Below are 23,404 nucleotides of genomic sequence, written 5' to 3'. Positions count from 1 at the left end.
CTGAGCAGTTTTAGCAGTGAATTGTAAAAATGTTATTCAACATAATTAAATATCTATAAATCCTTGATCTTATTATTAATTGTTGACATTTCACCATCCATTTTGGCTGGACTAGCAATATTGGCGAGTGGTAAAGTCACAACGAATCAACACTCTCTATGATTTGCGTGTCACGATAGTAGCCATAGAGAAAAAGTCAACGCAAGGGCGCCAAAGCATGTCGACAAATACCATTCGTTATTACGAAGAGCATCAATGCTCAATTCAGTGGAGATCTTTCCTCGGGGCATTTTCTACCGAATTTGCTTCCAAGGGGGATGTTAAAGATTTACGTGCTTTCATGCATCAATTGGGACGCACCATGGCGGCAGGTTTCAATGTCACTGATGGTAGCAGTCTGCAGGCGCTGGAAGCATGCATGAACCGTGTCTGGTCAGACATGAACTGGGGATGGGTGGAATTGGTGGAGGAAGCTGATTCCCTGGTGGTAGCCCATCATGCCGCCCCACTGAAAGTAGCTTTTGGTGACAAGGCTCTGGACTGGACACCAGCCTTGCTGGAAGGTATCTACGCCCAGTGGTTTGAAGGTCTGGGAATGGATAAAACCTTGCGCTTGATACAGCGTGAAGGGGTATTTGATGAAGGGCAGTTGTTTGTATTTGATTTGAAGAAGCAGTCAGAAGAGCCGTCTTATTTCACACGTCGTTAATGTCTTGTTGACGCTACAAGTAACCGGAACTGGTGGACACTATGGATGATGATGTAAAAAATCTTTTTCAGAAATTCGGGCAATCTACTGATGCCTATCGCGAGATCAATCGGGATGCAGACAGTGAATTGGCTAAACAGCGCTGGCCTTTATTGCGTGATGTGCATTTGCACGCTGCACCGGCACCTGTACGAGCCATGCCCAGGGTAGAAGAAATCACTCCACCGGCACCGGTTCATCACCATGAAGACGCATTCCGCTCAGCAGCCATCAAGTCGACAGCCAGCAGGGCTACGCTGGTAAAGGCAACATCGGCGACGCCTGTTGTGGCCAACACGGCAGCAAACAGTAAGTCTGCTGTGCAGTTGCCCCTGAAGCAATTATTGATGCAGCCTCCGGTGATGGAAGAATCTGAAGTTGAGCCAGCGCCAGCACCAGCCTTTCTTTCCAAGATCATGCCCGCTGCACAAAGGAAAAATGTCAGCGAACAAAAAAAGAGTGATGTGGCCAGCAGTTTCTTTGCTAACCGCGAACAGGCCTCAAATGGGCATGAAGCAGCACCGGTGCAGACTGCAACTGCTGTCAAAAGCAGTGCGCCTGTGTTTCCTGGGCAAAAAAACGCAAAGTCTCCCACTGTACTCACTCAAACTGCCACGCCAGGTTTTCTACATGGCATAGCCGGTCATGCCATGCCGGAAAAACTGGCGGTGGCCAGCAATGAGGAGGTAGCCGTTCCGGCGATGGTGAGTAATACAGCGACCTCAGCGACCATAGAAAAACCTGTGAGCGCCGTGTTTGGGCGTTTGGCTGGGAAGCAAGAAGAAGCCAAACCTGTCAATGCAGCGACAAATTCATTCTTTAATAAGATATTTAAACCATGAGGGTAGTTGCCGTCATTTCTCCCAAAGGTGGGGTAGGTAAGACAACAGTGACTGCTAACCTGGCAGCCTCGCTGGCGCGGCTGGGGCCGCGCATTACCATACTTGACCTTGATCCGCAAAATGCACTGAGATTGCATTTTGGGATGGCGCACGACGATGCCAGTGGCATAGCGCAACAGGAGACGATGGACGGTGGCTGGACCAATGTTTTGTTTGAAAGCGCCTATGGCGTGAATTTCTTGCCTTATGGTAGCGTGGATGAAGTACAGCGTAGCGTTTTCGAGCAAGACATCAAAGACTTGCCCAAATGGCTGGCTAAGCATCTTGCCAACCTGAAACTGACTGAGAACAGCGTGGTATTAATTGACACCCCACCTGGCCCCAGTATTTATCTGCAGCAAGTTTTAAGTGTCGCCAACTATGCCCTGGTTGTATTGAAACCAGATGCTGCGTCTTACTCGACCATACCTTCGATAGAGTCGCTGATAGACTACTACTGTGCTGGTCGCAAAGATTTTTTGGGGTATTGTTATTTGCTGAATCAGATGGATGCTTCCAAGCAGCTCAGTCGCGATGTCTTTGGCATGATGCGCAGCAGCCTGGGTAAACGCTTCATTCCTGTCACCATACACAAGGACGAAGCTGTCAGTGAAGCACTGGCCTGCCAGACACCAGTATCTTATTACTCCCAGCATTGCTCTGCCACCCATGATATGCAGGAACTGACATCCTGGCTGCAAACAAATTTCAGATTGGTTGATTAAATGCGCTCGATACTCAATTCCCGATATCTCTATGGTCGCCTCAACGACCTGGGGCGCAGCATGGTCAACTGGCCAGGCTGGGAACGCAAGACACCGCGTTTTCTGGCTTTGATGGTTGCAGTCTTTTTGTACTGGTCGAGTATCAGCATACCGCTGGATTTGCCTTTGCAAACACTGTTTTCCATTATCATTTTCAGTACTGCGCTGTATTTGCGTCGCTATACGGGGACACTGATATCGCTGGTCATGGTGATGTTTTCCATCAGCGCCACCAGCCGCTACATCTACTGGCGTATTACTTACACCATAGGTACGGACAATCTGATCGACCTGTTTTTCGCGCTGGTACTCATCATGGCTGAGGTGTATGCCTGGCTGGTGCTGTTGCTGGGATATTTACAGACAGCCTGGCCCTTGAAACGCAAGCCGGTGATGTTGCCGACGGATACTTCCAGCTGGCCCACCATTGATTTGTTCATCCCCAGCTATAACGAAGACCTGGCCGTGGTCAAACCTACCGTGCTGGCTGCGATGGGCATAGACTGGCCCAAGGACAAGCTCAATATCATTATCCTGGATGACGGACGTCGCCCGGCCTTTGCCGAATTTGCCGAATCTGTGGGAGTGCAGTGTTTTACCCGGGCCGATAATAACCATGCGAAAGCCGGTAATATCAATGCTGCCCTCAAGCGTACCACGGGAGATTTCGTCGCCATCTTCGATTGCGATCACATGCCTACGCGCTCGTTTTTGCAATACACCATGGGCTGGTTTCTGGTCGATCCCAAACTGGCCATGGTACAGACCCCCCATCATTTCCTGTCCCCTGATCCGTTTGAGCGCAATCTGCAGACCTTTCGCAATGTGCCCAATGAAGGTGAGTTGTTCTACGGCCTGATACAGGACGGTAATGATTTGTGGAACGCGACTTTCTTTTGTGGTTCCTGCGCCATCCTGCGTCGCACTTATCTTGAAGAAGTCGGTGGCATCGCCGTCGAAACCGTGACTGAAGATGCACATACAGCATTGAAAATGCAGCGCCGCGGCTATAACACTGCCTACCTGGCCTTGCCGCAGGCAGCTGGTCTGGCGACGGAGAGTTTGTCAGCCCACGTTGGTCAGCGCATACGCTGGGCACGTGGCATGGCGCAGATTTTCCGTACCGATAATCCCTTGCTGGGGAGGGGCCTTAGTTTTGGCCAGCGGCTTTGTTATAGCAATGCCATGCTGCATTTCTTTTATGGTTTGCCCCGCATGGTGTTCTTGCTGGCACCACTGTCCTATCTGTTTTTTGAAGTGCATATCATCAAGGCATCGGCCTTGTCGATTGCCGCGTATTCCTTACCCCATCTCTTGCATGCCAACCTGACCAATTCACGCATACAGGGAGCACACCGGCATTCTTTCTGGGCTGAGGTGTACGAGGCAACACTGGCCTGGTATATCTTCCGCCCTACGCTGGTGGCGCTGATCAACCCCAAGCTGGGTAAGTTCAATGTGACCGCCAAGGGGGGGCTGGTAGAGCAAGAGCATTTTGACTGGACCATTTCCAAACCCTACCTGATCATGCTGGGCATGAACATACTTGGTTTTTTTGTCGGCTTTGGCCGGGCGCTGTGGTGGAATACCTATGAGATGGATACTGTCATTCTCAATATGCTGTGGACTATCTATAACCTGGTCATCCTGGGGGCAACCCTGGCGGTGGCGACAGAGTCCAAGCAAGTCCGGCGCACCCACAGGGTCAGGGCAGTATTGAGTGCTACCCTGCGCTTGAATAATGGCCACTCCATCGTCTGCAAGACCGAAGATTTCTCCATGGGTGGCATGTCTTTCCGGGTGCCAGATGGTTTTCAGATGCGCAAGGATGAAGATTTGATGGTGTCGCTGTATGGCACCAATGGGGAGTCAGTTTTTCCTGCCAAGACTGTGTTCTTCAAAGACAATCTGCTTAGTGTGCAATTCCTGCCTTTGGATTTGCAACAGGAAATGGATTTGATCAACTGCACCATAGGCCGTGCCGACGTTTGGTTGAGTTGGTCAAATGACAGGGATATAGACCACCCGCTCAACGGCTTGAAAGAAATCGCTTACCACAGCATGCGTGGATTCAGCAGGTTTGGTACCAGCATCAAGCAATACGTAGTGGAAAGAACAGAACATATGAATAAAATAAATGAGGCGTCCATCGTGAAAACCATCGTGACAAGTATACGAACTAAAATATCGCGCAAAGGCAGTGGCACGGCTCTGGCCATACTTTGCGGTTTGAGTGCGATTGTCCACCAGGATGACGTACTGGCCAAATCCAAGCGCGCCAGTGTATCCGCTACGGCTGAGCCTGTGGTCGCTGAAAAACTGGCAATTGAAGAATTGCAACCAACTTCAGTTGTTGGTGGACAAAAGACCTATAACCTCAGCCTGAAAGATATGGTAGGGGTAGGCTCCAGCGTTGAGTTGCGTGGTACAGAAGGCGAGCGCTCTTTTCCATTTACAGTACGCAGCGACGAGGTGATCACTGCGGCCAAGATCAAATATGGCATCGCTTATTCACCAGCCCTGCTGCCTGATCTGTCGCATATACAGGTCCTGGTCAATAATGAACTCGTCAGTGTCGTTCCTCTGCCCAAGGAAACCTCCAAGGGCATAGTGCGTGAAGATGTTATCGACCCACGTTTTTTTGCTGACTTCAATCAACTCAGTTTTAAACTCATAGGCCATTACACCAGGGATTGTGAAGACCCCTATCATTCCAGCCTGTGGGCCAAGGTTAGCCACACCACCAATCTGGAATTGACCGTATCCCCGTTGGCACTGGCGAATGACCTGGGTATGTTGCCAGCACCTTTCTTCGACCGGCGCGACAACAAATTGCTGGAACTGCCGTTCATCTTGCCAGCTACGCCTTCACTGGAAGTTTTGCGTAATGCTGGTGTGGTGGCTTCCTGGTTCGGTCACCTTTCATCGTATCGTGGTGCTCGCTTCCCCATAGAAGCAAATACCCTGCCTCGTGGCAATGCCGTCTTGTTCGCCACTGCCAATGAAGCGCCGGCAGGCGTGACCCTGCCAGCAATCGCCGGACCTACTTTGGCGATCATGCCCAACCCAAGCAATCCCAAAGCAAAGTTGTTGCTGGTCCTGGGGCGTGATGTGGCTGAACTCAAGATTGCCGTGCAAGCACTCACCATGGGCCAGATCGCCATGTCCGGTGAGTCTGCCCTGATCAAGAACCTGAAAGAAATCGATCCACGCAAACCTTATGATGCACCAAAATGGTTGCCTACAGACAGGCCAGTCAAGTTTGGTGAACTGGCTGCACCACCAGCACTCAGAGTCAATGGTTTGACGCCAGATTTGATACGTGTAAATTTGCGTGTGGCACCTGACTTGTTCACCTGGCAAAAAGAAGGCGTGCCTATTGATTTGCGTTACCGTTTCACGCCTCGTCCTACGGTCGACAAGTCAACACTGAACATAGGCATCAATGATGAGTTCGTGCGTTCCCTGCCTTTATCCGGAGGTCAGATAGAAAAAGGCAAGATCAAGGAATCGGTCATGCTGTTCTTCAAGGATGGCCAGCGCTATGCCCAGGATGAAATCCAGGTGCCGACCTTCCGTATCGGGGCAGAAAACCAGCTGCAGTTCCACTTTTTTTACGATTACCCTAAACAAGGTGCCTGTAAGGATGTCTACCTGGATAATGTGCGCTCCGCCATTGATCCGGATTCGACGATCGATTTTTCGAATATGCCGCACTATGCAGCAATGCCTAATCTGGCCTACATGGCCAATGCCGGTTTCCCATTCACCCGCATGGCTGATCTGGCACAGACGGCCATCGTCATGCCGGATCGCCCTAATGTGCAAGAGATGGAGTTATTCCTCAATGTCATGGGCCGCATGGGTGAGTCCACAGGTTATCCCGTCTTGAACACCAGTCTGATTCGTAGTGCGGATGTAGAAAAATTCAGCGACAAGGATTTCCTGCTGATAGGTGCCAGTGCCAATTTACCACTGCTCAAGCAATGGTCGAAATACATGCCCATGAGCATGGATGAAAACGGCAATCGCTTGCAATTGCCAACAGGTTTCTTGCGCCTGGTGACGCGCTGGGCTGGCCGTGATCTCGATACCATGGAACGCCATGCCGGTGAGATGCTGGCCAAGACGGGCAATGCCTTTGGCGCCATGATGCAATTTGAATCGCCCTTGTCCAGCGGGCGTAGCGTGATCGTCATGACATCGGGTGATTCTGCCAGTTTGTCCGACCTGACCATGGGTTTGAACAAGGCTGACTTGCGCAGCAAATTCCAGGGCGACCTGGTATTGATCAAAGGTGAACGTATCGCCAATGCGCAAATTGGCGATACCTATTACTCTGGTAGTCTGCCGTGGTGGATATGGATCAAATGGCATTTGTCTACCCAGCCTTTCATCATGATTATTTTCCTGATGCTGGCATCGCTGATTGCTGCAACCATGTTGTTCCGCTTCTTGCGTAAGAAAGCAGCATCACGACTGGCCCTGGAAGACAAAACGAAATAATTCATTAAAGCCGACCAGGAGGGCAGCGTACTATCTGAATACGAAGCAAACAGATAGCGCTGCCCGTTTTGCTCTGGTCATGTCAAATCTGACACAGTGCTGATTTTCTGAGCTGGCAATAAAGTATATGCTCACAGAAAAAAGCGATCATTAGGGGATGTAAATGGTCTTGAAGAAAAAAGCGATGTTATTAGCGCTTTTGACGGTTTTTTTTGAGAGTGGAACTGCGTCTGCAGAAACGGCTTTGACGCAGCAATTAAAAGAACAGGCACAGTTCTGGCAGCAGCGCGGTCGCGACGATAATGCGGCCGATATCTGGCGCAAGTTGCTGAAGGTCGATGTCAATAATGTCGATGCTTTGATGGCGCTGTCCATACTCGAAGCCAAGGCAGGCAACCCTGAACAAGCCAAAACCTATTTCGCACGCTTGCGCGGTACTCAAGCTACATCGGGACAAGTACGCAGCGTAGAGCAAGCCTTGCGCCAGGGGAGCACAGGTGGTGTTGGGCAACTGGAGAATGCACGCAAACTTGCCAAGCAGGGTGATACCGAAGCCGCAGTTGATGCCTATAAACAGATAGGTGACCCCTCCAAGCTGAAAGGCGATGCCGCCTACGAGTATTTTCAGGTATTGGCGGGCACCAAGAATGGTCATGCTGAAGCCAGGCAAGGTCTGGAAAAGCTCAGCAAGGAAAATCCAGCCAATACCAAATATGCACTGGCCTATGCACAAGTGTTGACCTATCGTGAATCCAGCAGGGTGGAAGGCATGAGCTTGCTGGAAAACCTGGGCAACAAACCAGAGGTCGGTAAGCAGGCGACAGAATCCTGGCGTCAGGCGCTGAGCTGGATGGGGCTGAAACCAGAAAATACCAAGTATTTCAGTCATTATCTGGATAAACATCCAGATGACAAACTGATACAGGACAGGTTGGCCAGCATGAGCAGACCTGCCAACGTTGCCGCACCTGCAGTCGTGGCAACGGTCGCGCCAACAGCAACGCCAGTTGAAGGCAGCAAGGCAGTCGAAGGCAAGCCTGCCAAAGAACACAAAAAAATCGAAAAGACCGAAAAAATCGAAAAAATCGAAAAGGCTGACAAGCCAGAGAAAGCCGAAAAAGCTGTAGCCAAGCCTAAACCAGTGGCAGAAAACCCCATAGAGACCAGCCGTATTGCTGGCTTCAAGGCCCTGGACGCGAATGATGTAGATACTGCTGCCAATGAATTCCAGGCCTTGATCAAATCCCATCCCAAGAACCCTACCGGCTATGGTGGTATGGGTCTGGTCAAAATGCGCCAGGAAGAATTCATAGAGGCCAGGGGTTTCTTGCAAAAAGCAGTGGACTACTCACCAGGGCAATCCAAAGACCAATGGCGGCAAGCCTATGAAGATGCTAGTTACTGGGCCATCGTCGCTGAAGCCAGGACTGCTTTTGAAGATGGTGACAGTGTCAAGGGTATAGGTTTTTTACGCAAGGCGATTACCCTCAACAGCAAGGAACCTGCGGGTATCTTGCAACTGGCAGATGCCTTGCAGGCTGAAAATGACCTGGCAGGGGCAGAAGAAAATTATCGCCGCGTGTTGAATGCAGACAATGGCAATATTCGTGCACTTGATGGTGTTATCGGCGTGCTGGTTTTGCAAAAACGTATCAGCGATCTTGAAGCTCTTGGCAACATCATGTTGCCACGCCATCTGGCGATAGTGGCGAATTTGAAGTCGGAAGATTTATGGAATAAGGCCAAGGCGGCTGAAGCCGCAGGCGACATCAATACAGCGCAAAAGATGCTGGAAGATGCCATCATGATCAAGCCTGATAACGCCTGGTTGCGCATGGCACTGGCAAGAATCTACCTGAAGCGCGATATGCCAGGCCAGGCCAGGGCACTCATCGATGCCATGACCAATGTAGAAGCACCAGACCCAGAGGCTCTGTACGTCAGCGCCTTGCTCAGTGAAATGCAGCAATTCTGGTGGGAGGCCTTGACGACACTGGAAAGAGTACCAGTCCCTTCGCGCAAGAAAGAAATGGTGGATTTGCAAAAACGCCTGTGGATACGCGTGCAAATAGACCGCATCACCTTGCTGGGCAAGCGCGGCAATACAGCGGCAGCAAGAGATGTCCTGGCATCAGTAGAGCAGGTGGCAGGCAATGACCTGGAATTTACCGGTACCATGGCCAATCTGTATATACAGTTTGGTGACAAGGAGCGTGGCTTTGCGATGTTGCGTCAGGCTGTGCAAAATACGCCCAAGCCATCAGCCGGATTATTGTTGCAGTTCGCAGGTACTTTGATGCAAAGCAATCAGGAAGCCGAACTGGAAGCTGTCATGCGCAAGGTTGCTGCCATGCCGAACTTGCAAGAGGGCGAGATCACTGCTTTCATGCAATTGCAAAGAGTGCTGGCCATGCGCTATGCCGAGCGCGCGCGCGAAGCGGGTGACTATGCCAATGCCTATGCCTATATCCAGCCCATGCTGATCGCCGATCCTGATGACAATATGCTGTTGCTGACACTGGCCAGGATATACAACGCTGCCGGGGATAGTGAGGCAGCCAAGGAGTTGTATGTCAGAGTCTTGCAGAGTGATCCAGACAATACAGAAGTCTTGCAAGGCCTGGTCTACGCCGCCATACAAGCCCGTGATTTTGGCAATGCCGAGCGTTATCTGAGTGTCTTGCTGCGACAAGAGCCGTATAATCCGCGCTATCTGTCACTGGCAGGCAATGTTGCACGGGCACAGGGTAATAATAGCCGCGCCCTCAGTTATTTCAAAGAAGCACTGGCAATGGAAAAGGCGCAAAAAACCGTTACAGGCACAGGCCCGAATGGTTTGCGCCTGGTGGACTCTGCTCCCGCCAGCGCAGTCAGTGATTTCAAGCTCAATCCCTTTGCGGATCGTAAACCTGCGATAGCCGGACAGCCACAATTGCAAATGGTAGGGCCAAATGCGGCGGCGGTTACCCGTAATGCCCCGGCTTTGAAAGAGGTTCCAGCCAGCAGCTATACCGGTGGCATTTTTGCACCTGTGGGCAAGCCTTTGACATCGCAGCCATCCCCTGCAGCGGCACCGCTCAATAGTGTTACCCCTAATACTGCACCCAAGGCCATACCGACATTGCCGACCCTGCCTCCCGCACCCAAGTCTCAGGCCGTGCCAGCCAGTGCGCCAGCAGGCTCAAGTCTGCCACCAGCAACAGCACCGGTGAATATTTTGCAGCCGCCATTGCCTAAAACTGGAGGGGTCTCGCCTGAACCCAACCGCTATAGCCCGGATACTTATAGCAATGGCGCGACCATGCAAAACCCTTATCCGGCACAAACCATGCTGGCGCAATATACGCCAGCGACGCCCTATGTTCCGCCCAAGGCCAGCTATACTGCAAACCCAGTGCCAGTACCGCAGCAATATGCAGCTGCCGCAGTACCAAGCAGAAGCAAAGCCAGCAAGCCAGCCAACGTCAGTGCAGAAGAAGCGGCTTTACTCAAAGAAATAGACGCTATCAATGAACTCAATCACAGCGACATCACGGTCGCAGTAGCGGGCCGAGTACGCAGTGGAGAAAAAGGTCTGTCGGCCCTGAGTGATCTTGAAACCCCGATAGAAGCCCGCCTCAGCACCTTAGGCCTGGGCCAGTTCGGGCTCAAGATCATTCCCGTCGTAGCAGATGCAGGCACCCTCAACCTCAACGACAGCAATATTGCAGGCCAGTTCGGCCGCAATGCGATCGTAGTAGAACGCGCCAAATACGCCAAAGTCCCATTCACCACCATCGCCCGCCAGCAAGGCCTGCCCACAGTCGCCAGCCTTGATGAAGAAGCCAAAGGCGTCGCCCTCAGCCTCAGCTACGAAATTGCCGGTGTCCGTGCCGATATAGGATCGAGCCCCATAGGCTTCCCCATCCAGAACGTCGTCGGTGGCCTGCGCTGGAGCGGTAGCGACGATGGCGCCAGCCTTGGCATAGAACTCGCCCGTCGCTCCGTCACTGACAGCTACCTCTCCTATGCCGGTGCCAAAGACAGCCTGTACGGACTCACCTGGGGTGGCGTCACCCGTACCGGCGTCAAGATAGACACCTCCTACGATGGAGAAGACGGCGGCGTCTACGCCAGCCTTGGCTACTATAGCCTGACTGGTAAAAACGTCGTCAAGAACACCGAAGCAGAATTTGGCCTGGGCGCCTACTGGCGCGCCTACAAAAGCAACGACTTCAGCTTCACCACAGGACTGGGCCTGACCTCCTTCTTCTACAACAAAAACCTGCGCTACTTCACCTATGGACACGGCGGCTACTTCAGCCCCAAATCCTATGTCGCAGTAGGCATACCGCTGGAGATCGCAGGACGCAAAGGCAAATTCTCCTACCAGCTGGCGACCTCACTCGGCGTCCAGCACTTCAGAGAACTGGCTGCAGCCTACTACCCCAACTCACCGGCAGACCAGACTGATCTCGAACAATTCGCAGCAGCCAATCCTACGGTCAACATCCAGACCAGCTACCCTGGCCAAACCAGGACGGCATTTGCCTTCAAGATAGGCGGGGCCGCCGAATACCAGTTAAGCCCGCATTTATTCCTGGGAGGCAAACTCAGTGCAGACAACTCAGGTGATTTCAACGACACCTCCGCGGCAGTCTACCTGCGCTACAGCTTTGAGCCACGCAAGAGCCCGGTCGGTTTCCCGCCTGTTGCTCCCAAGGCTTACTATCAGGGGTATTAAGCTAATTGAGCATTTGATATAGCCAGTCTGTAAAAGATAAAAAACCGCCATATTTGTGAGGATATGGCGGTTTTTTTTATCGGATTTACAATAGATTTACAATTCGCGCCACACATATACTTCCTATTTGGGCTGGCTTACTTCAAAATGCAGGTGACGTGAGTGTTTGTATATAAGACATTGAAGACATTGATACACAATATATTCACGAGGCAATAAGTAGTTAAAAGGGGACATGAATGACTTTTAAGAAGAAGGCGCTGGTCATGGCGCTTTTGACGGCATATCTGGAAAGCGGGGCAGTACTCGCGAATTCCCCTTTGACGCAGCAATTGAAAGAGCAGGCGCAGTTCTGGGCGCAGCGCGGCAAGGATGAAAATGCTGCAGATGCCTGGCGCAAGATCTTAAAAATCGAACCTTCGAATGTCGATGCCTTGCTGGCCTTGATACTATTTGAAGCCAAGGCCGGTAACACTACGCAAGCCAAAGCCTATTACTCCAAGCTGAGAGGCTCGCAAGCCACAATCACGCAATTGCGTACCGCTGAAAATGCCGTGCTTCATGGCAATAACGGAGTAGGTGGCGGGCAACTCGAAGAGGCACGCAAACTGGCCAAGCAGGGGGATGCCGACAGTGCGGTAGAAGCGTATAAGCAAATGGGCGATCCTGCCAAACTCAAGGGCGATGCCGCATTTGAATATTTCCAGGTCCTGGCAGGTACCAAGGCTGGCTATCCTGATGCCAAGCGCGGAATGGAAAAACTGCTCAAGGAAAATCCAGGTAATAGCCGTTATGCCCTGGCCTATGCCCAGGTGCTGACTTATCGCGAACCTACGCGCATAGAGGGTATGGCAGCCCTGGAACAATTGACTGCCAAGGCAGATGTCGGCAAGCAAGCTGGCGACTCCTGGCGGCAGGCGCTGAGCTGGATGGGCGTAAAAAATGAGAATGCCAGACACTTCCGCCGTTATCTGGATAAGTTTCCTGAAGACCAGGTCATCAGCGAACGTCTGGCCAGCTTGAGTCATCCAGCAGCACCAACAGTGCTTGAAGAAAAAAACAATCCCGCCAAAGTACTGGCAGCCGCCAAGCAGAATACTGCAGTCAAGGCAGCGGCAGAAACCAGGCAAAAAATTGAAGCTGCACCCAAGGCAGAAATCGTAGCAAAGGCTGAAAGTAAGACTGAATCTAAAGCTGAAGTTAAAGCTGAAACTAAAGTCGCCAGCAAAGCAGAAGCCAAGGCAGAGGCACATACGAAAGTCGCTGGTGATAGCCTGGAAAAAACCCGCATGGCTGCCTTCAAGGCGCTTGATGAGAATGATCTCAAGACAGCAGAAACTGCATTCCAAGCCTTGATCAAATCCCACCCAAAGGATTCTGCCGGTTATGGCGGCATGGGCCTGGTGAAAATGCGCCAGGATGAGTTTATTGATTCACGGGCACTATTGCAAAAAGCAGTGGACTTATCGCCAGCGAATCGCAAGGATCAATGGAAACCCGCTTTTGACCGTGCCAATTACTGGGGCACGATAGCTGACGCACGCACGGCATTTGAAAACAGTGATAGTGCCAAGGGTATAGCTTTGTTGCGCAAGGCTGTCGAAATGGACCCCAAGGAAAGTGTAGGCATACTGCAGTTGGGCGATGCCCTGATGGCAGAAAATGATCCGGTCGGAGCTGAGGCAAATTTCCGCCTGGTCTTAAAAAATGATGCAAAAAATCTGGGTGCACTCGATAGCCTGATAGGTTTGCTGGCTTTGCAAAAACGTATCAAGGATCTGGAAGAATTGAGCGCTTTCATGTCGCCGCGCCAGATGCAGGTGCTGTCTGAATTGAAGGCCACACAGTTATGGGACAAGGCCAAGCTCGCTGAGGCAGCCGGGGATATTGCGACAGCCCAGGCCAGTCTTGAAGATGCGGTGCTCATCACCCCTGATAACCCATGGTTGCGCATGGCCCTGGCAAAAATTTACCTTGGACAGAATGCCCCGGGTGCTGCGCGCGCCTTGATGGATGCGATCGCCAATGTAGAAAATCCCCAGGCTGAAGCCCTGTATGCTAGTGCCTTGCTAAGCGCCATGCAGCAATTATGGTGGGAAGGTTTGATGACACTGGAGCGTTTGCCCGTTGCTGCCAGAAAACCAGAAATGTTTGAGCTGCAAAAACGCCTGTGGACCAGGGTGCAGGTCGACCGCCTGAATGTCTTTGCCAACCGCGGCGATACTTTGCGATCCCGCGAGCTGTTGGGCCTGATAGAAAACGCTGCGGGCAATGATGCAGAGTTTGTTGGCATCATCGCAGCTTTCCACATGAAAGTGGGTGACCCCGCCCATGGTTTGGCGCTGGTCAAGCGTGCTGTGGATAGTACACCCAAGCCTCAGGCTGGTTTGCTGCTGCAATACGGCATGGCCTTGTTGCGTGCAAACCAGGAAGCTGAATTGCTGGCTGTCATGCGCAAAGTCACGGAGATGCCCAACCTGACGGCGGCAGAAGTGGCTGACTATAAGGATTTGCAGCGCATAGTCTCCATGCGCTATTCAGAACGCGCACGTGAGGCCGGTGATTATGCCAGTGCCTTCAATTTTATCCAGCCCATGTTGATGGCGGATCCTGACGACAATCTCTTGCTATTGTCGCTGGCGCGTATTTATACATCGGCAGGTGATACCGAGACGGCCAGGGATTTGTATCAACGCGTATTGCAAGCCGAGCCAGAAAATCCCGAGGTATTGCAAGCCCTGGTTTATGCGGCAATACAGGTCAAAGACTTTAACTCGGCAGAACAATACCTGGCTACCCTGATGCAATTACAGCCAGATAATCCGCGCTTTATTTCCCTGGCCGGAAATCTTGCTCGTGCCCAGGGCAATAATGGCCGGGCGCTGGAATACTTCCGCCAGGCACTGGCCATGGAGCAGGCGCAAAGGCCAAATAACGGCATGGGGGCGAATGGCATACGGCTGGTGGCACAGGCCCAGCCAGCCATTGCCAATGATTTCAGCGTGAACCCGTTTGCCGATCGTAGTGGCAGGCCGCAAACCGCTGCCGCAGTCAATTATGCTCCTGTACAGCAAGCTCAAATACCTAATTCCAAGAGTGCCATATTTGCACCAGTAGGTGTACCCATGCAGCAGGCAGTGCCGCAATATGCGCCACCATTGCAGGCACAATTCCAAGGGCAATATCCACAAGCACAATATGTGCAACCACAATACGCGCAACCGCAGTATGCCCAGCCTCAGTATGTGCCTGCACCTCAGGCGCAGTATATTCAGCCAGCATCGCAATATGTGATACCGCAATTATCGGCCGCTGCCCTGGCTGGTGCACAAGCTCGCGCCGGCAACCAGGCAATGGCAACAGCGATAGTTACACCTGCACCTGCACCTGCGATTCCGCAATTGCCTGCAATTGTCCAAAATGCCAGGGCACCTGCAGCAGTAACACCACAAGCTTATGCGCCAACTGCTGTGCCAGCAGCGGTGCAGGGCGGCACTAGTGGTAATACTGGCAGTGCCAGCGGAGCCGCCACGGTATATCAAATTCCACCAGCCAATTTAACGCGTAGTCCGCTGACGCAAGCTCCAGTGTTACAAGCTAATCCATTGCAAACACCGGCTGCAGTACCAAGAAATAATGATGGTGCAGGGAGTAGTGGCTATGGGGGGAATGCACCGGCAGTCCCAACACCTTATATTCCTCCCAAGACCAGCTATACGGCGACACCAGTGGCAGTGCCTCAGCAATATGCGTCTGGTGGCAGCAGTGTAAACTACGTTGGCACGGTAGCGGCCAACACCAGTAATGCCGCAGTACCAAGCAGAAGCAAAGCCAGCAAGCCAGCCAACGTCAGTGCAGAAGAAGCGGCTTTACTCAAAGAAATAGACGCTATCAATGAACTCAATCACAGCGACATCACGGTCGCAGTAGCGGGCCGAGTACGCAGTGGAGAAAAAGGTCTGTCGGCCCTGAGTGATCTTGAAACCCCGATAGAAGCCCGCCTCAGCACCTTAGGCCTGGGCCAGTTCGGGCTCAAGATCATTCCCGTCGTAGCAGATGCAGGCACCCTCAACCTCAACGACAGCAATATTGCAGGCCAGTTCGGCCGCAATGCGATCGTAGTAGAACGCGCCAAATACGCCAAAGTCCCATTCACCACCATCGCCCGCCAGCAAGGCCTGCCCACAGTCGCCAGCCTTGATGAAGAAGCCAAAGGCGTCGCCCTCAGCCTCAGCTACGAAATTGCCGGTGTCCGTGCCGATATAGGATCGAGCCCCATAGGCTTCCCCATCCAGAACGTCGTCGGTGGCCTGCGCTGGAGCGGTAGCGACGATGGCGCCAGCCTTGGCATAGAACTCGCCCGTCGCTCCGTCACTGACAGCTACCTCTCCTATGCCGGTGCCAAAGACAGCCTGTACGGACTCACCTGGGGTGGCGTCACCCGTACCGGCGTCAAGATAGACACCTCCTACGATGGAGAAGACGGCGGCGTCTACGCCAGCCTTGGCTACTATAGCCTGACTGGTAAAAACGTCGTCAAGAACACCGAAGCAGAATTTGGCCTGGGCGCCTACTGGCGCGCCTACAAAAGCAACGACTTCAGCTTCACCACAGGACTGGGCCTGACCTCCTTCTTCTACAACAAAAACCTGCGCTACTTCACCTATGGACACGGCGGCTACTTCAGCCCCAAATCCTATGTCGCAGTAGGCATACCGCTGGAGATCGCAGGACGCAAAGGCAAATTCTCCTACCAGCTGGCGACCTCACTCGGCGTCCAGCACTTCAGAGAACTGGCTGCAGCCTACTACCCCAACTCACCGGCAGACCAGACTGATCTCGAACAATTCGCAGCAGCCAATCCTACGGTCAACATCCAGACCAGCTACCCTGGCCAAACCAGGACGGCATTTGCCTTCAAGATAGGCGGGGCCGCCGAATACCAGTTAAGCCCGCATTTATTCCTGGGAGGCAAACTCAGTGCAGACAACTCAGGTGATTTCAACGACACCTCCGCGGCAGTCTACCTGCGCTACAGCTTTGAGCCGCGCAAGAGCCCGGTCGGTTTCCCGCCTGTTGCTCCCAAGGCTTACTATCAGGGATATTAAGCTAGCAAGCTACTAATTGAGAAAGCAGAATGAAAGTCATGATATCCATAAATCAGCTTGTCAGCGCCAGTTTGCTGGTGCTAAGTGTAAGTGCTATTGCGCATGCACAGGACCCGAATGTAGAAGGGCGTAACTTCCTGGCCGAAGGAAATAATAGCGCGGCCAGTAAAAAATTTGCCGAGGCAGCCAAGATCAATCCCTTTGATGCTTCTGCACTGAATAATCAGGCGGTGGCCCTGGCAGCTCAAGGCGACAATGAAAAAGCCCTGAACTTGCTGGAAAGGGCAAACCGTCTTGCGCCTAATCGTGCCGATATCGTTGCCAACCTCAATGAATTGCGCAACTGGATGAATCGCAATACGCCCCAAGTGGCTGCCGTGCAAAGAAAAGCCCCAGTCCCCGGTGCTTATCCCAATCAGGGTGATATCCCGCCAGAACCGCCACCATTGTGGAAAAAGTGAGTAAGAAATAGCTAGAAGCGCCAGAGGCATCAAAGAATGCATAAGCTTATTTCAGGAACATTCTTGCAAATTGCTGAATTCTGAGGCACTATGGTTTTGAAATACTCATTTTGACGAGTAAAACCATGCAAAAACAATAATTGAGCTGAATATACACGCGACTATTGCAAAATATTGATATGAAACAAATTGCTTTCTTTTTCTTCTTTTATTTTAGCTATTCCAAGCCAAGGGCGGTGGAAAGACGGTAAGCACTCGAAGAAAAAGAGCTAAACCAAAATTCTAAAAAACCGCCCGATCAGGCGGTTTTTTTTTGCCCTTGCATTTACTACCAGTAAGTTGCGATCAGGCACGAAAAGAAATTGAATAGTAATTACCTTTACCGATCAGAATTTTTACTACATTTAAACATATTATTTTTTAAGAAATTCTCAGGAGAAGACATGCAACGCACCGATGATTTACGCATACGCGAAATGAAGGAACTGGTCCCACCCTCACATTTGATACGTGAGTTTGCCTGCTCTGAAAAAGCCTCGGAAACCGCAGCCAATGCCCGCACCGCCCTGCACCGTATCCTGCATGGTCAGGATGACAGACTCATGGTCGTCATCGGCCCATGCTCCATCCATGACACCAAGGCTGCAATGGAATATGCACATCGCCTGGCAGCAGAGCGCCCGCGCTTTGCTGGTGAACTGGAAATCATCATGCGCGTGTATTTCGAAAAACCGCGTACCACGGTAGGCTGGAAAGGACTCATCAATGATCCTTACCTCGACAATAGTTTCCGCATCAATGATGGCTTGCGCATTGCCCGCGAACTGCTGCTCAACATCAATGAACTAGGCTTGCCAGCTGGTACGGAATATCTGGATGTCATCAGCCCGCAATACATTGCTGATCTTATTAGCTGGGGTGCAATCGGTGCCCGCACGACAGAGTCACAAGTCCACAGGGAACTGGCATCTGGCTTGTCATGCCCGGTAGGTTTCAAGAATGGCACTGATGGCAATGTCAAAATCGCTGTTGATGCGATCAAGGCTTCGTCGCAGCCCCACCATTTTTTATCGGTGACCAAAGGCGGCCATTCCGCTATCGTCTCCACCAACGGCAATGAAGACTGCCACATCATCCTGCGCGGTGGCAAGACACCTAATTACGATGCTGTCAGTGTCGATGCCGCTTGCAAGGATATCGCCAATAGTGGCCTGGCTTCGCGCCTGATGATAGATGCTTCGCATGCGAATAGCTCAAAAAATCCAGCTAACCAAATCCCCGTATGCGCTGACATAGGCAAGCAAATTGCCGATGGCGATACCCGCATCGTCGGTGTCATGATTGAGTCCCATCTGGTTGCCGGTCGCCAGGACCTGATGCCAGGCAAGGAACTGGTCTATGGTCAATCAGTGACAGACGGTTGCATAGATTGGGAAGCCAGTATCAAGGTGCTGGAAGGTCTGGCTGAGGCTGTCAGGCAAAGGCGTTTGAAGCAGTCTTATTAATCGTATTAGTTGTATTAATACGGCCAAAGTATTTTCCATACTTTCTGGCTTGCGCTAGTTTGCAAGCCAGAATATTGGCAGATGAGTTTGATTTGTAAATGCAAAATCACAATTGGTGGGTTAAATAGCGAGAGATCAATACCGCTTCGTCAAAGTCATCTGATCCCCCTCACGCCGCATTTCCATGCGATTTAAGAAAGACATGCCCAGCAAAGGGACATCCAGGCCTTCTTCTATCACCGAGGCATCGACTTGATTGAGTTCCACGTCACCAATCCTGACTGAATCCAGCTTGATGATATAGATGGGGACAATACCGCCCGCGGTGCGACTGGAGCTTGCCAGGCCCTTTTTGTAATTGATGCCCAGCCTGATGGCATCGGCAGCGGGCAAGGCGATCAGGCTGGCACCAGTATCGACCAGCATATTCACGCTGCCACCATTTATCGTGGCCTGGGCCATGAAGTGCCCACGGTCCCCAGCCTTCAATACCACGCTACTATTACTGCTGGCTGCCGACCTGTGTACTGTTTGGCCCAGGGTAATGACCTTGCGTTTGCCATTGACCATGACAGTGGCTGATTCTCTATCAGCATCAACAAGCTTGGCATCGCTGCCTATATTGCTGCCTACACTATAAGTTTTGGGTGGTGCGCCATCAACGACCAGAATAGCCTTGCCCGGGAATAAACCAACTACCCCTATATCTCGGTAGCATGGGCCAGCATGGAACAAGCCAGCAGGCTCAGGGTGCTCAATAGTTTCAGATTTTTCACAGGCAAGGACATTCTTGGCTTAATTCCAGGTTTAATCGCGGAAATTATTGAATTCCAAAGGCAAGTCCTTGATTTCCTTGCGCAGCATGGCCATGGCCGCCTGCAAGTCATCACGCTTGGTGCCGGTGACACGTACTGCATCGCCTTGTATGCTGCCTTGTACTTTCAGCTTGCTGTCCTTGATGGCCTTGACGATTTTCTTTGCATCTTCAGTTTCTATGCCGTTTTTAACCTTAATGCCTTGCTTGACTTTATCGCCACCGATTTTTTCTATCTTGCCCATGTCCAGGAAGCGCACGTCGACATTGCGTTTCGCTAAAGTCATGGTCAATTCCAGTCGAACCTGGTCGAGATGGAATTCAGAGTCGCCATAGATCGTCAATTCGCGGTCTTTTTGTTCGACTTTGGCGCTGCTGCCTTTCAAGTCAAAGCGGTTGGTGACCACTTTATTGGTTTGATCAATGGCATTCTTGACATCAACCATATTGGCTTCAGAGACGGTATCGAAAGAGGGCATCTTGCTTCCTTGCTTAAAATGATGAATTAGCCGCCATTTTAGCAAATGCAGGCAGTCATGAGAGAGCAAAGGCTATAATTTGGGTCTTATGACGAATTTACTCACATTTTCAGCAGATTATTCTCTGCAAAGCCTGAATACCTTTGGTATCGCTGCTCGCGCCCGCCAGTTTTTGCGTGTAGAACAGATAGAACAATTGCAAGCCATACAGGCAGATGAGCAACTGAGGTCCATGCCGCGCCTGATTTTGGGTGGTGGCAGCAATCTGGTCTTGTCGGATCAGGTCGATGCCCTGGTCTTACAGGTGGCTCTCAAGGGCAGGCAAATCCTGGGCGAAGACGAAGACTATGTCTATGTGCAGGCCAGTGCAGGCGAGAACTGGCACGAATTTGTGCTGTGGACCCTGGAGCAGGGGCTGGGTGGCCTGGAAAACCTTTCCCTCATACCTGGCACAGCAGGGGCTGCACCTATACAGAATATCGGCGCCTATGGATTGGAAATCCAGGAGATCTTTACCAGCCTGACAGCCTTGGACTTTGAAACCGGCGAATTGGTCGAGATAGACAAGGTCGCATGTCGCTTTGCTTATCGCGACAGTGTATTCAAGCATGAATACAAAGACCGCATGGTCATCGTCAGCGTGCGCTTTGCCTTGCCTAAACGCTGGCAAGCCAAGCTGGGCTATGTCGATGTCGCACAATATTTACATCAGCATCACATTGATCGTCCCACTGCCAAAGATGTCAGCAATGCGGTGGTCGCTATACGTCAGGCAAAATTGCCAGATCCCGCCAAGATAGGCAATGCCGGCAGCTTTTTCAAAAACCCTATCGTGCCTGCTGCTCAACGCGATGTCTTGCTGGTGGACCATCCGCACTTGGTCAGCTATGTGCAGGATGGCGGCGCTTATAAACTGGCTGCCGGTTGGTTGATTGATCAATGCGGCTGGAAGGGTAAGAAATTAGGCCGGGCAGGCGTATATGAAAAACAGGCTTTGGTGCTGGTGAATCATGGTGGTGCTACTGGCGCAGAAGTAAAAGCCTTGGCACAGGCTGTGCAGGCCGATGTCATGAGCAAGTTTGCTGTCCTGTTGGAAGTCGAACCTGTATTTTTTTAATCTATTTATTCATCAATCCTTTTTTAACGACGTACCGAATATCATGATTGAGCATTTTCTAACAGGTAATTGAATGACGGAACTTTTAACAATAAGCAGTGCCGGGAATACACCTGAATTAGAGCAAGAAGTGCTGGCCGCAACTCCTATTACAAAATCCCAGCAATGCCCTGGCAACAATAATGCTAATGCAGTACGCCGTTTGCTGGTGGAGGCCTTGCGCGTCAGCATCTGCTTTAAACCGAGGTGGCAAGGATTGCCAGCATCGCCCTGGTTGATCTTGCTATTGATATTGATATACATGAGCAGCCATATAGGCATACAGCGCCTCATGATTCTTGGGCCAGCACAGTTCTATTGGCAGGTTTTTGCTACTGGCTGGTTTTATTTTGGTGCTATCGCCTGGGCATGTTATTGCTTGCGGCCGACGAATATGCAAGCAAGCGAATACCTCGAAGGTAGCAAGGCACCGAGTGCTGCACATTTTTTTGCATTGGCACTTGCGCAAACTTTGGTCATGAATGTGGTGATCTGTGCAGTAGGTGCTTTACTTATACGATTGGGGTGGTATGACCTGTCAAAATTATCCGTGCGTATGCAGTGGCTGGTGTATCTTACGCCACCTGTTGTAGTCTTATGCATACAGTTCTTATTTTTTTGGCGCGCTAGTGATAGACGTAGGCTTGCCATGTTATCGGTCGTCATTGTCATGGCTCTGGCTTGTGCATTGGGCATAAGTACGCGGGCAACGCAATTCTGGTACCCAAATCAGGAAAGGGCAGAAACAAATGATGACGAAGCAGAGAGTAAATCACCCGAAATCACACAGGAAATATTCGAGCAGCAAGCAGCGCTGTTAAACCAAAAACTCCAGGAGTTGAAACCCCACAGACCAGGTATCATCGATCTATACAGCCTGAGTTTTGCCCCCTATGGCGAAGAAAATGTTTTCCTGAACGAGACCAGCATGGTCACGCAAGTGATGGCAAAACGTTTTGATGCCGAAGGCAGGAGTTTGCAACTGGCCAATAATCCCGGCACCGTGAATAGTTTGCCCTGGGCTACACCACTGAATTTGCAAAGAGCCATCCGGCACATTGCCAAGCGCATGGATGTCAATGAAGATATCCTGTTCCTGCATATGTCTTCGCATGGTGCCAGTGATGGTGTGTTGTCCGCCGGGATGTGGCCACTCAGCGTTAAATCCGTCACACCAGAAGACTTGAAGCGCTGGCTGGATGAGGCGGGTATCAAATACCGGGTTATCTCGATTTCTGCCTGCTATGCCGGTAACTGGGTGGCCCCTTTGTCGGACGAAAATTCTCTGGTCATGACAGCATCGGACGCGGATCATACTTCCTATGGCTGCGGCAGCAAGTCTGATCTGACTTTCTTTGGGCGTGCCATGTATGATGAACAATTGCGCAACCAGACCTTGTCTTTTGAAGTTGCGCATGCAGCGGCCAGGCCCATCATCAAGCAGCGTGAAGAAGAAGCAGGCAAGTCGGATGGGTATTCCAATCCGCAAATTGCGGTGGGCGAGCATATACGCACAAGGCTGAAGTTGCTGGAGCAGCGTTTGACCTCGGCTCCGGTTGCTAACGCTGCAGCAGTTAAATAACTGCTCGCAATCCTGATGTAAGCAAGCCAGGCCAGCAATCCCAAGGAGTGGGCATGATGAAACAGCCGCTAGTGTTGATGTTTGATCTGGGTGGAGTGTTGATAGAAAATGACACTTTCAGCCGCTTGCAGGCATTGCTACCGTATGTCATGTCGGTGGCTGAATTAAAGCAAAAATGGCTGATGTCAGATGCAGTGCGCCGGTTTGAATTAGGACAATGCCTGCCGCAAGAATTTGCTCAGGCATTTCTGCTGGAATGGTCTTTGCCTTTGACCGAGCAAACCTTCCTTGCAGAATTCATGTCCTGGCCAAAGGGCTACTATCCTGGCGTACTGGCCATGTTGCAGGCCTTGCGGCAGTCTTATCGACTGGTTTGCCTGAGTAATTCCAATGTGCTTCATTGGGCCAGGTTTGGCAGGCTGGATCAGGATTTTGACCTGGCCCTGTCCTCCCATTTGCTCGGTGCGATCAAGCCAGATCCAGCTGCATTTGCGATGGCCCTGGCACAATGCCAGGCTACCCCTGATGTGGTTTGGTATTTTGATGATGCCCAGGTAAATGTGCTGGCTGCGGCCAGTATGGGTATCAAGGCTTTTCATACCGATGGCTTTGAGGAAGTGCAGGCGACGCTGAGAGCACATCATATTCTTTGATCCGCCTGTCCTGTCAGCCATCAC

At 51.5% G+C, this 23,404-nt stretch carries 13 protein-coding genes; 11 read left to right on the top strand and 2 right to left on the bottom strand.

Features of this window, described 5'->3' with window-relative positions; all coding sequences use genetic code 11:
* The first annotated feature begins 217 nt into the window (after positions 1-217).
* The 8 genes from bcsD (at position 218) to aroG (ending at position 18,696) form a co-directional block, all read left to right on the top strand.
* Complete coding sequence (bcsD, locus tag ACO0LC_RS12530) at positions 218-709, top strand: cellulose biosynthesis protein BcsD (protein WP_423003474.1); 492 nt, start codon at positions 218-220, stop codon at positions 707-709.
* 41 nt (positions 710-750) lie between these two features.
* Complete coding sequence (gene bcsP / locus ACO0LC_RS12525; RefSeq protein WP_423003472.1) at positions 751-1,590, top strand: cellulose biosynthesis protein BcsP; 840 nt, start codon at positions 751-753, stop codon at positions 1,588-1,590.
* Positions 1,587-2,354 carry a cellulose biosynthesis protein BcsQ gene (gene bcsQ, locus ACO0LC_RS12520; RefSeq protein WP_423003470.1) on the top strand — a complete coding sequence of 256 codons (768 nt, stop codon included), beginning with the start codon at positions 1,587-1,589 and terminating at the stop codon, positions 2,352-2,354. The genes bcsP and bcsQ overlap by 4 nt, the downstream gene beginning before the upstream one ends.
* On the top strand, positions 2,355-6,899 hold the full coding sequence (bcsA, locus tag ACO0LC_RS12515; RefSeq protein WP_423003468.1) for a UDP-forming cellulose synthase catalytic subunit: 4,545 nt from the start codon (positions 2,355-2,357) through the stop codon (positions 6,897-6,899).
* A gap of 184 nt (positions 6,900-7,083) precedes the next feature.
* Entirely contained in the window at positions 7,084-11,622 is a 4,539-nt protein-coding gene (locus ACO0LC_RS12510; RefSeq protein WP_423003466.1) for a cellulose synthase subunit BcsC-related outer membrane protein, read from the top strand.
* A gap of 239 nt (positions 11,623-11,861) precedes the next feature.
* Positions 11,862-16,730: a cellulose synthase subunit BcsC-related outer membrane protein gene (locus ACO0LC_RS12505; RefSeq protein ID WP_423003464.1), complete on the top strand. Its 4,869-nt coding sequence runs from the start codon at positions 11,862-11,864 to the stop codon at positions 16,728-16,730.
* Positions 16,731-16,768: 38 nt separating this feature from the next.
* Positions 16,769-17,191, top strand: coding sequence for a tetratricopeptide repeat protein (locus ACO0LC_RS12500; RefSeq protein WP_423003462.1), 423 nt, complete (start codon positions 16,769-16,771; stop codon positions 17,189-17,191).
* Positions 17,192-17,634: 443 nt separating this feature from the next.
* Positions 17,635-18,696: a 3-deoxy-7-phosphoheptulonate synthase AroG gene (aroG, locus tag ACO0LC_RS12495; RefSeq protein ID WP_423003460.1), complete on the top strand. Its 1,062-nt coding sequence runs from the start codon at positions 17,635-17,637 to the stop codon at positions 18,694-18,696.
* A 135-nt stretch (positions 18,697-18,831) separates the two neighbouring features.
* Here aroG and ACO0LC_RS12490 read toward each other — a convergent pair whose 3' ends face one another.
* Both ACO0LC_RS12490 and ACO0LC_RS12485 read right to left on the bottom strand, forming a co-directional pair.
* Complete coding sequence (locus ACO0LC_RS12490; protein WP_423003458.1) at positions 18,832-19,431, bottom strand: retropepsin-like aspartic protease family protein; 600 nt, start codon at positions 19,429-19,431, stop codon at positions 18,832-18,834.
* A gap of 72 nt (positions 19,432-19,503) precedes the next feature.
* Positions 19,504-19,989, bottom strand: coding sequence for a YajQ family cyclic di-GMP-binding protein (locus ACO0LC_RS12485; protein ID WP_186957195.1), 486 nt, complete (start codon positions 19,987-19,989; stop codon positions 19,504-19,506).
* 88 nt (positions 19,990-20,077) lie between these two features.
* On the opposite strand from ACO0LC_RS12485, the gene murB reads away from it, so the two are divergent.
* The 3 genes from murB to ACO0LC_RS12470 all read left to right on the top strand — a co-directional run bounded on the left by murB (position 20,078) and on the right by ACO0LC_RS12470 (position 23,380).
* The gene (gene murB, locus ACO0LC_RS12480) at positions 20,078-21,106 is read left to right on the top strand and encodes a UDP-N-acetylmuramate dehydrogenase (RefSeq protein WP_423003455.1); all 1,029 of its coding nucleotides are present in this window, start codon (positions 20,078-20,080) and stop codon (positions 21,104-21,106) included.
* Positions 21,107-21,179: 73 nt separating this feature from the next.
* Complete coding sequence (locus ACO0LC_RS12475; protein ID WP_423003453.1) at positions 21,180-22,727, top strand: C13 family peptidase; 1,548 nt, start codon at positions 21,180-21,182, stop codon at positions 22,725-22,727.
* A gap of 53 nt (positions 22,728-22,780) precedes the next feature.
* On the top strand, positions 22,781-23,380 hold the full coding sequence (locus ACO0LC_RS12470) for an HAD family hydrolase (RefSeq protein WP_423003451.1): 600 nt from the start codon (positions 22,781-22,783) through the stop codon (positions 23,378-23,380).
* Positions 23,381-23,404 lie beyond the last annotated feature (24 nt).

Origin of the sequence: Undibacterium sp. JH2W, assembly GCF_049340425.1 — a bacterium.
GTDB lineage: Bacteria > Pseudomonadota > Gammaproteobacteria > Burkholderiales > Burkholderiaceae_D > Undibacterium.
Note: the sequence above shows the minus strand (reverse complement) of the source record. Positions and strands in the feature narration are given on the sequence as shown.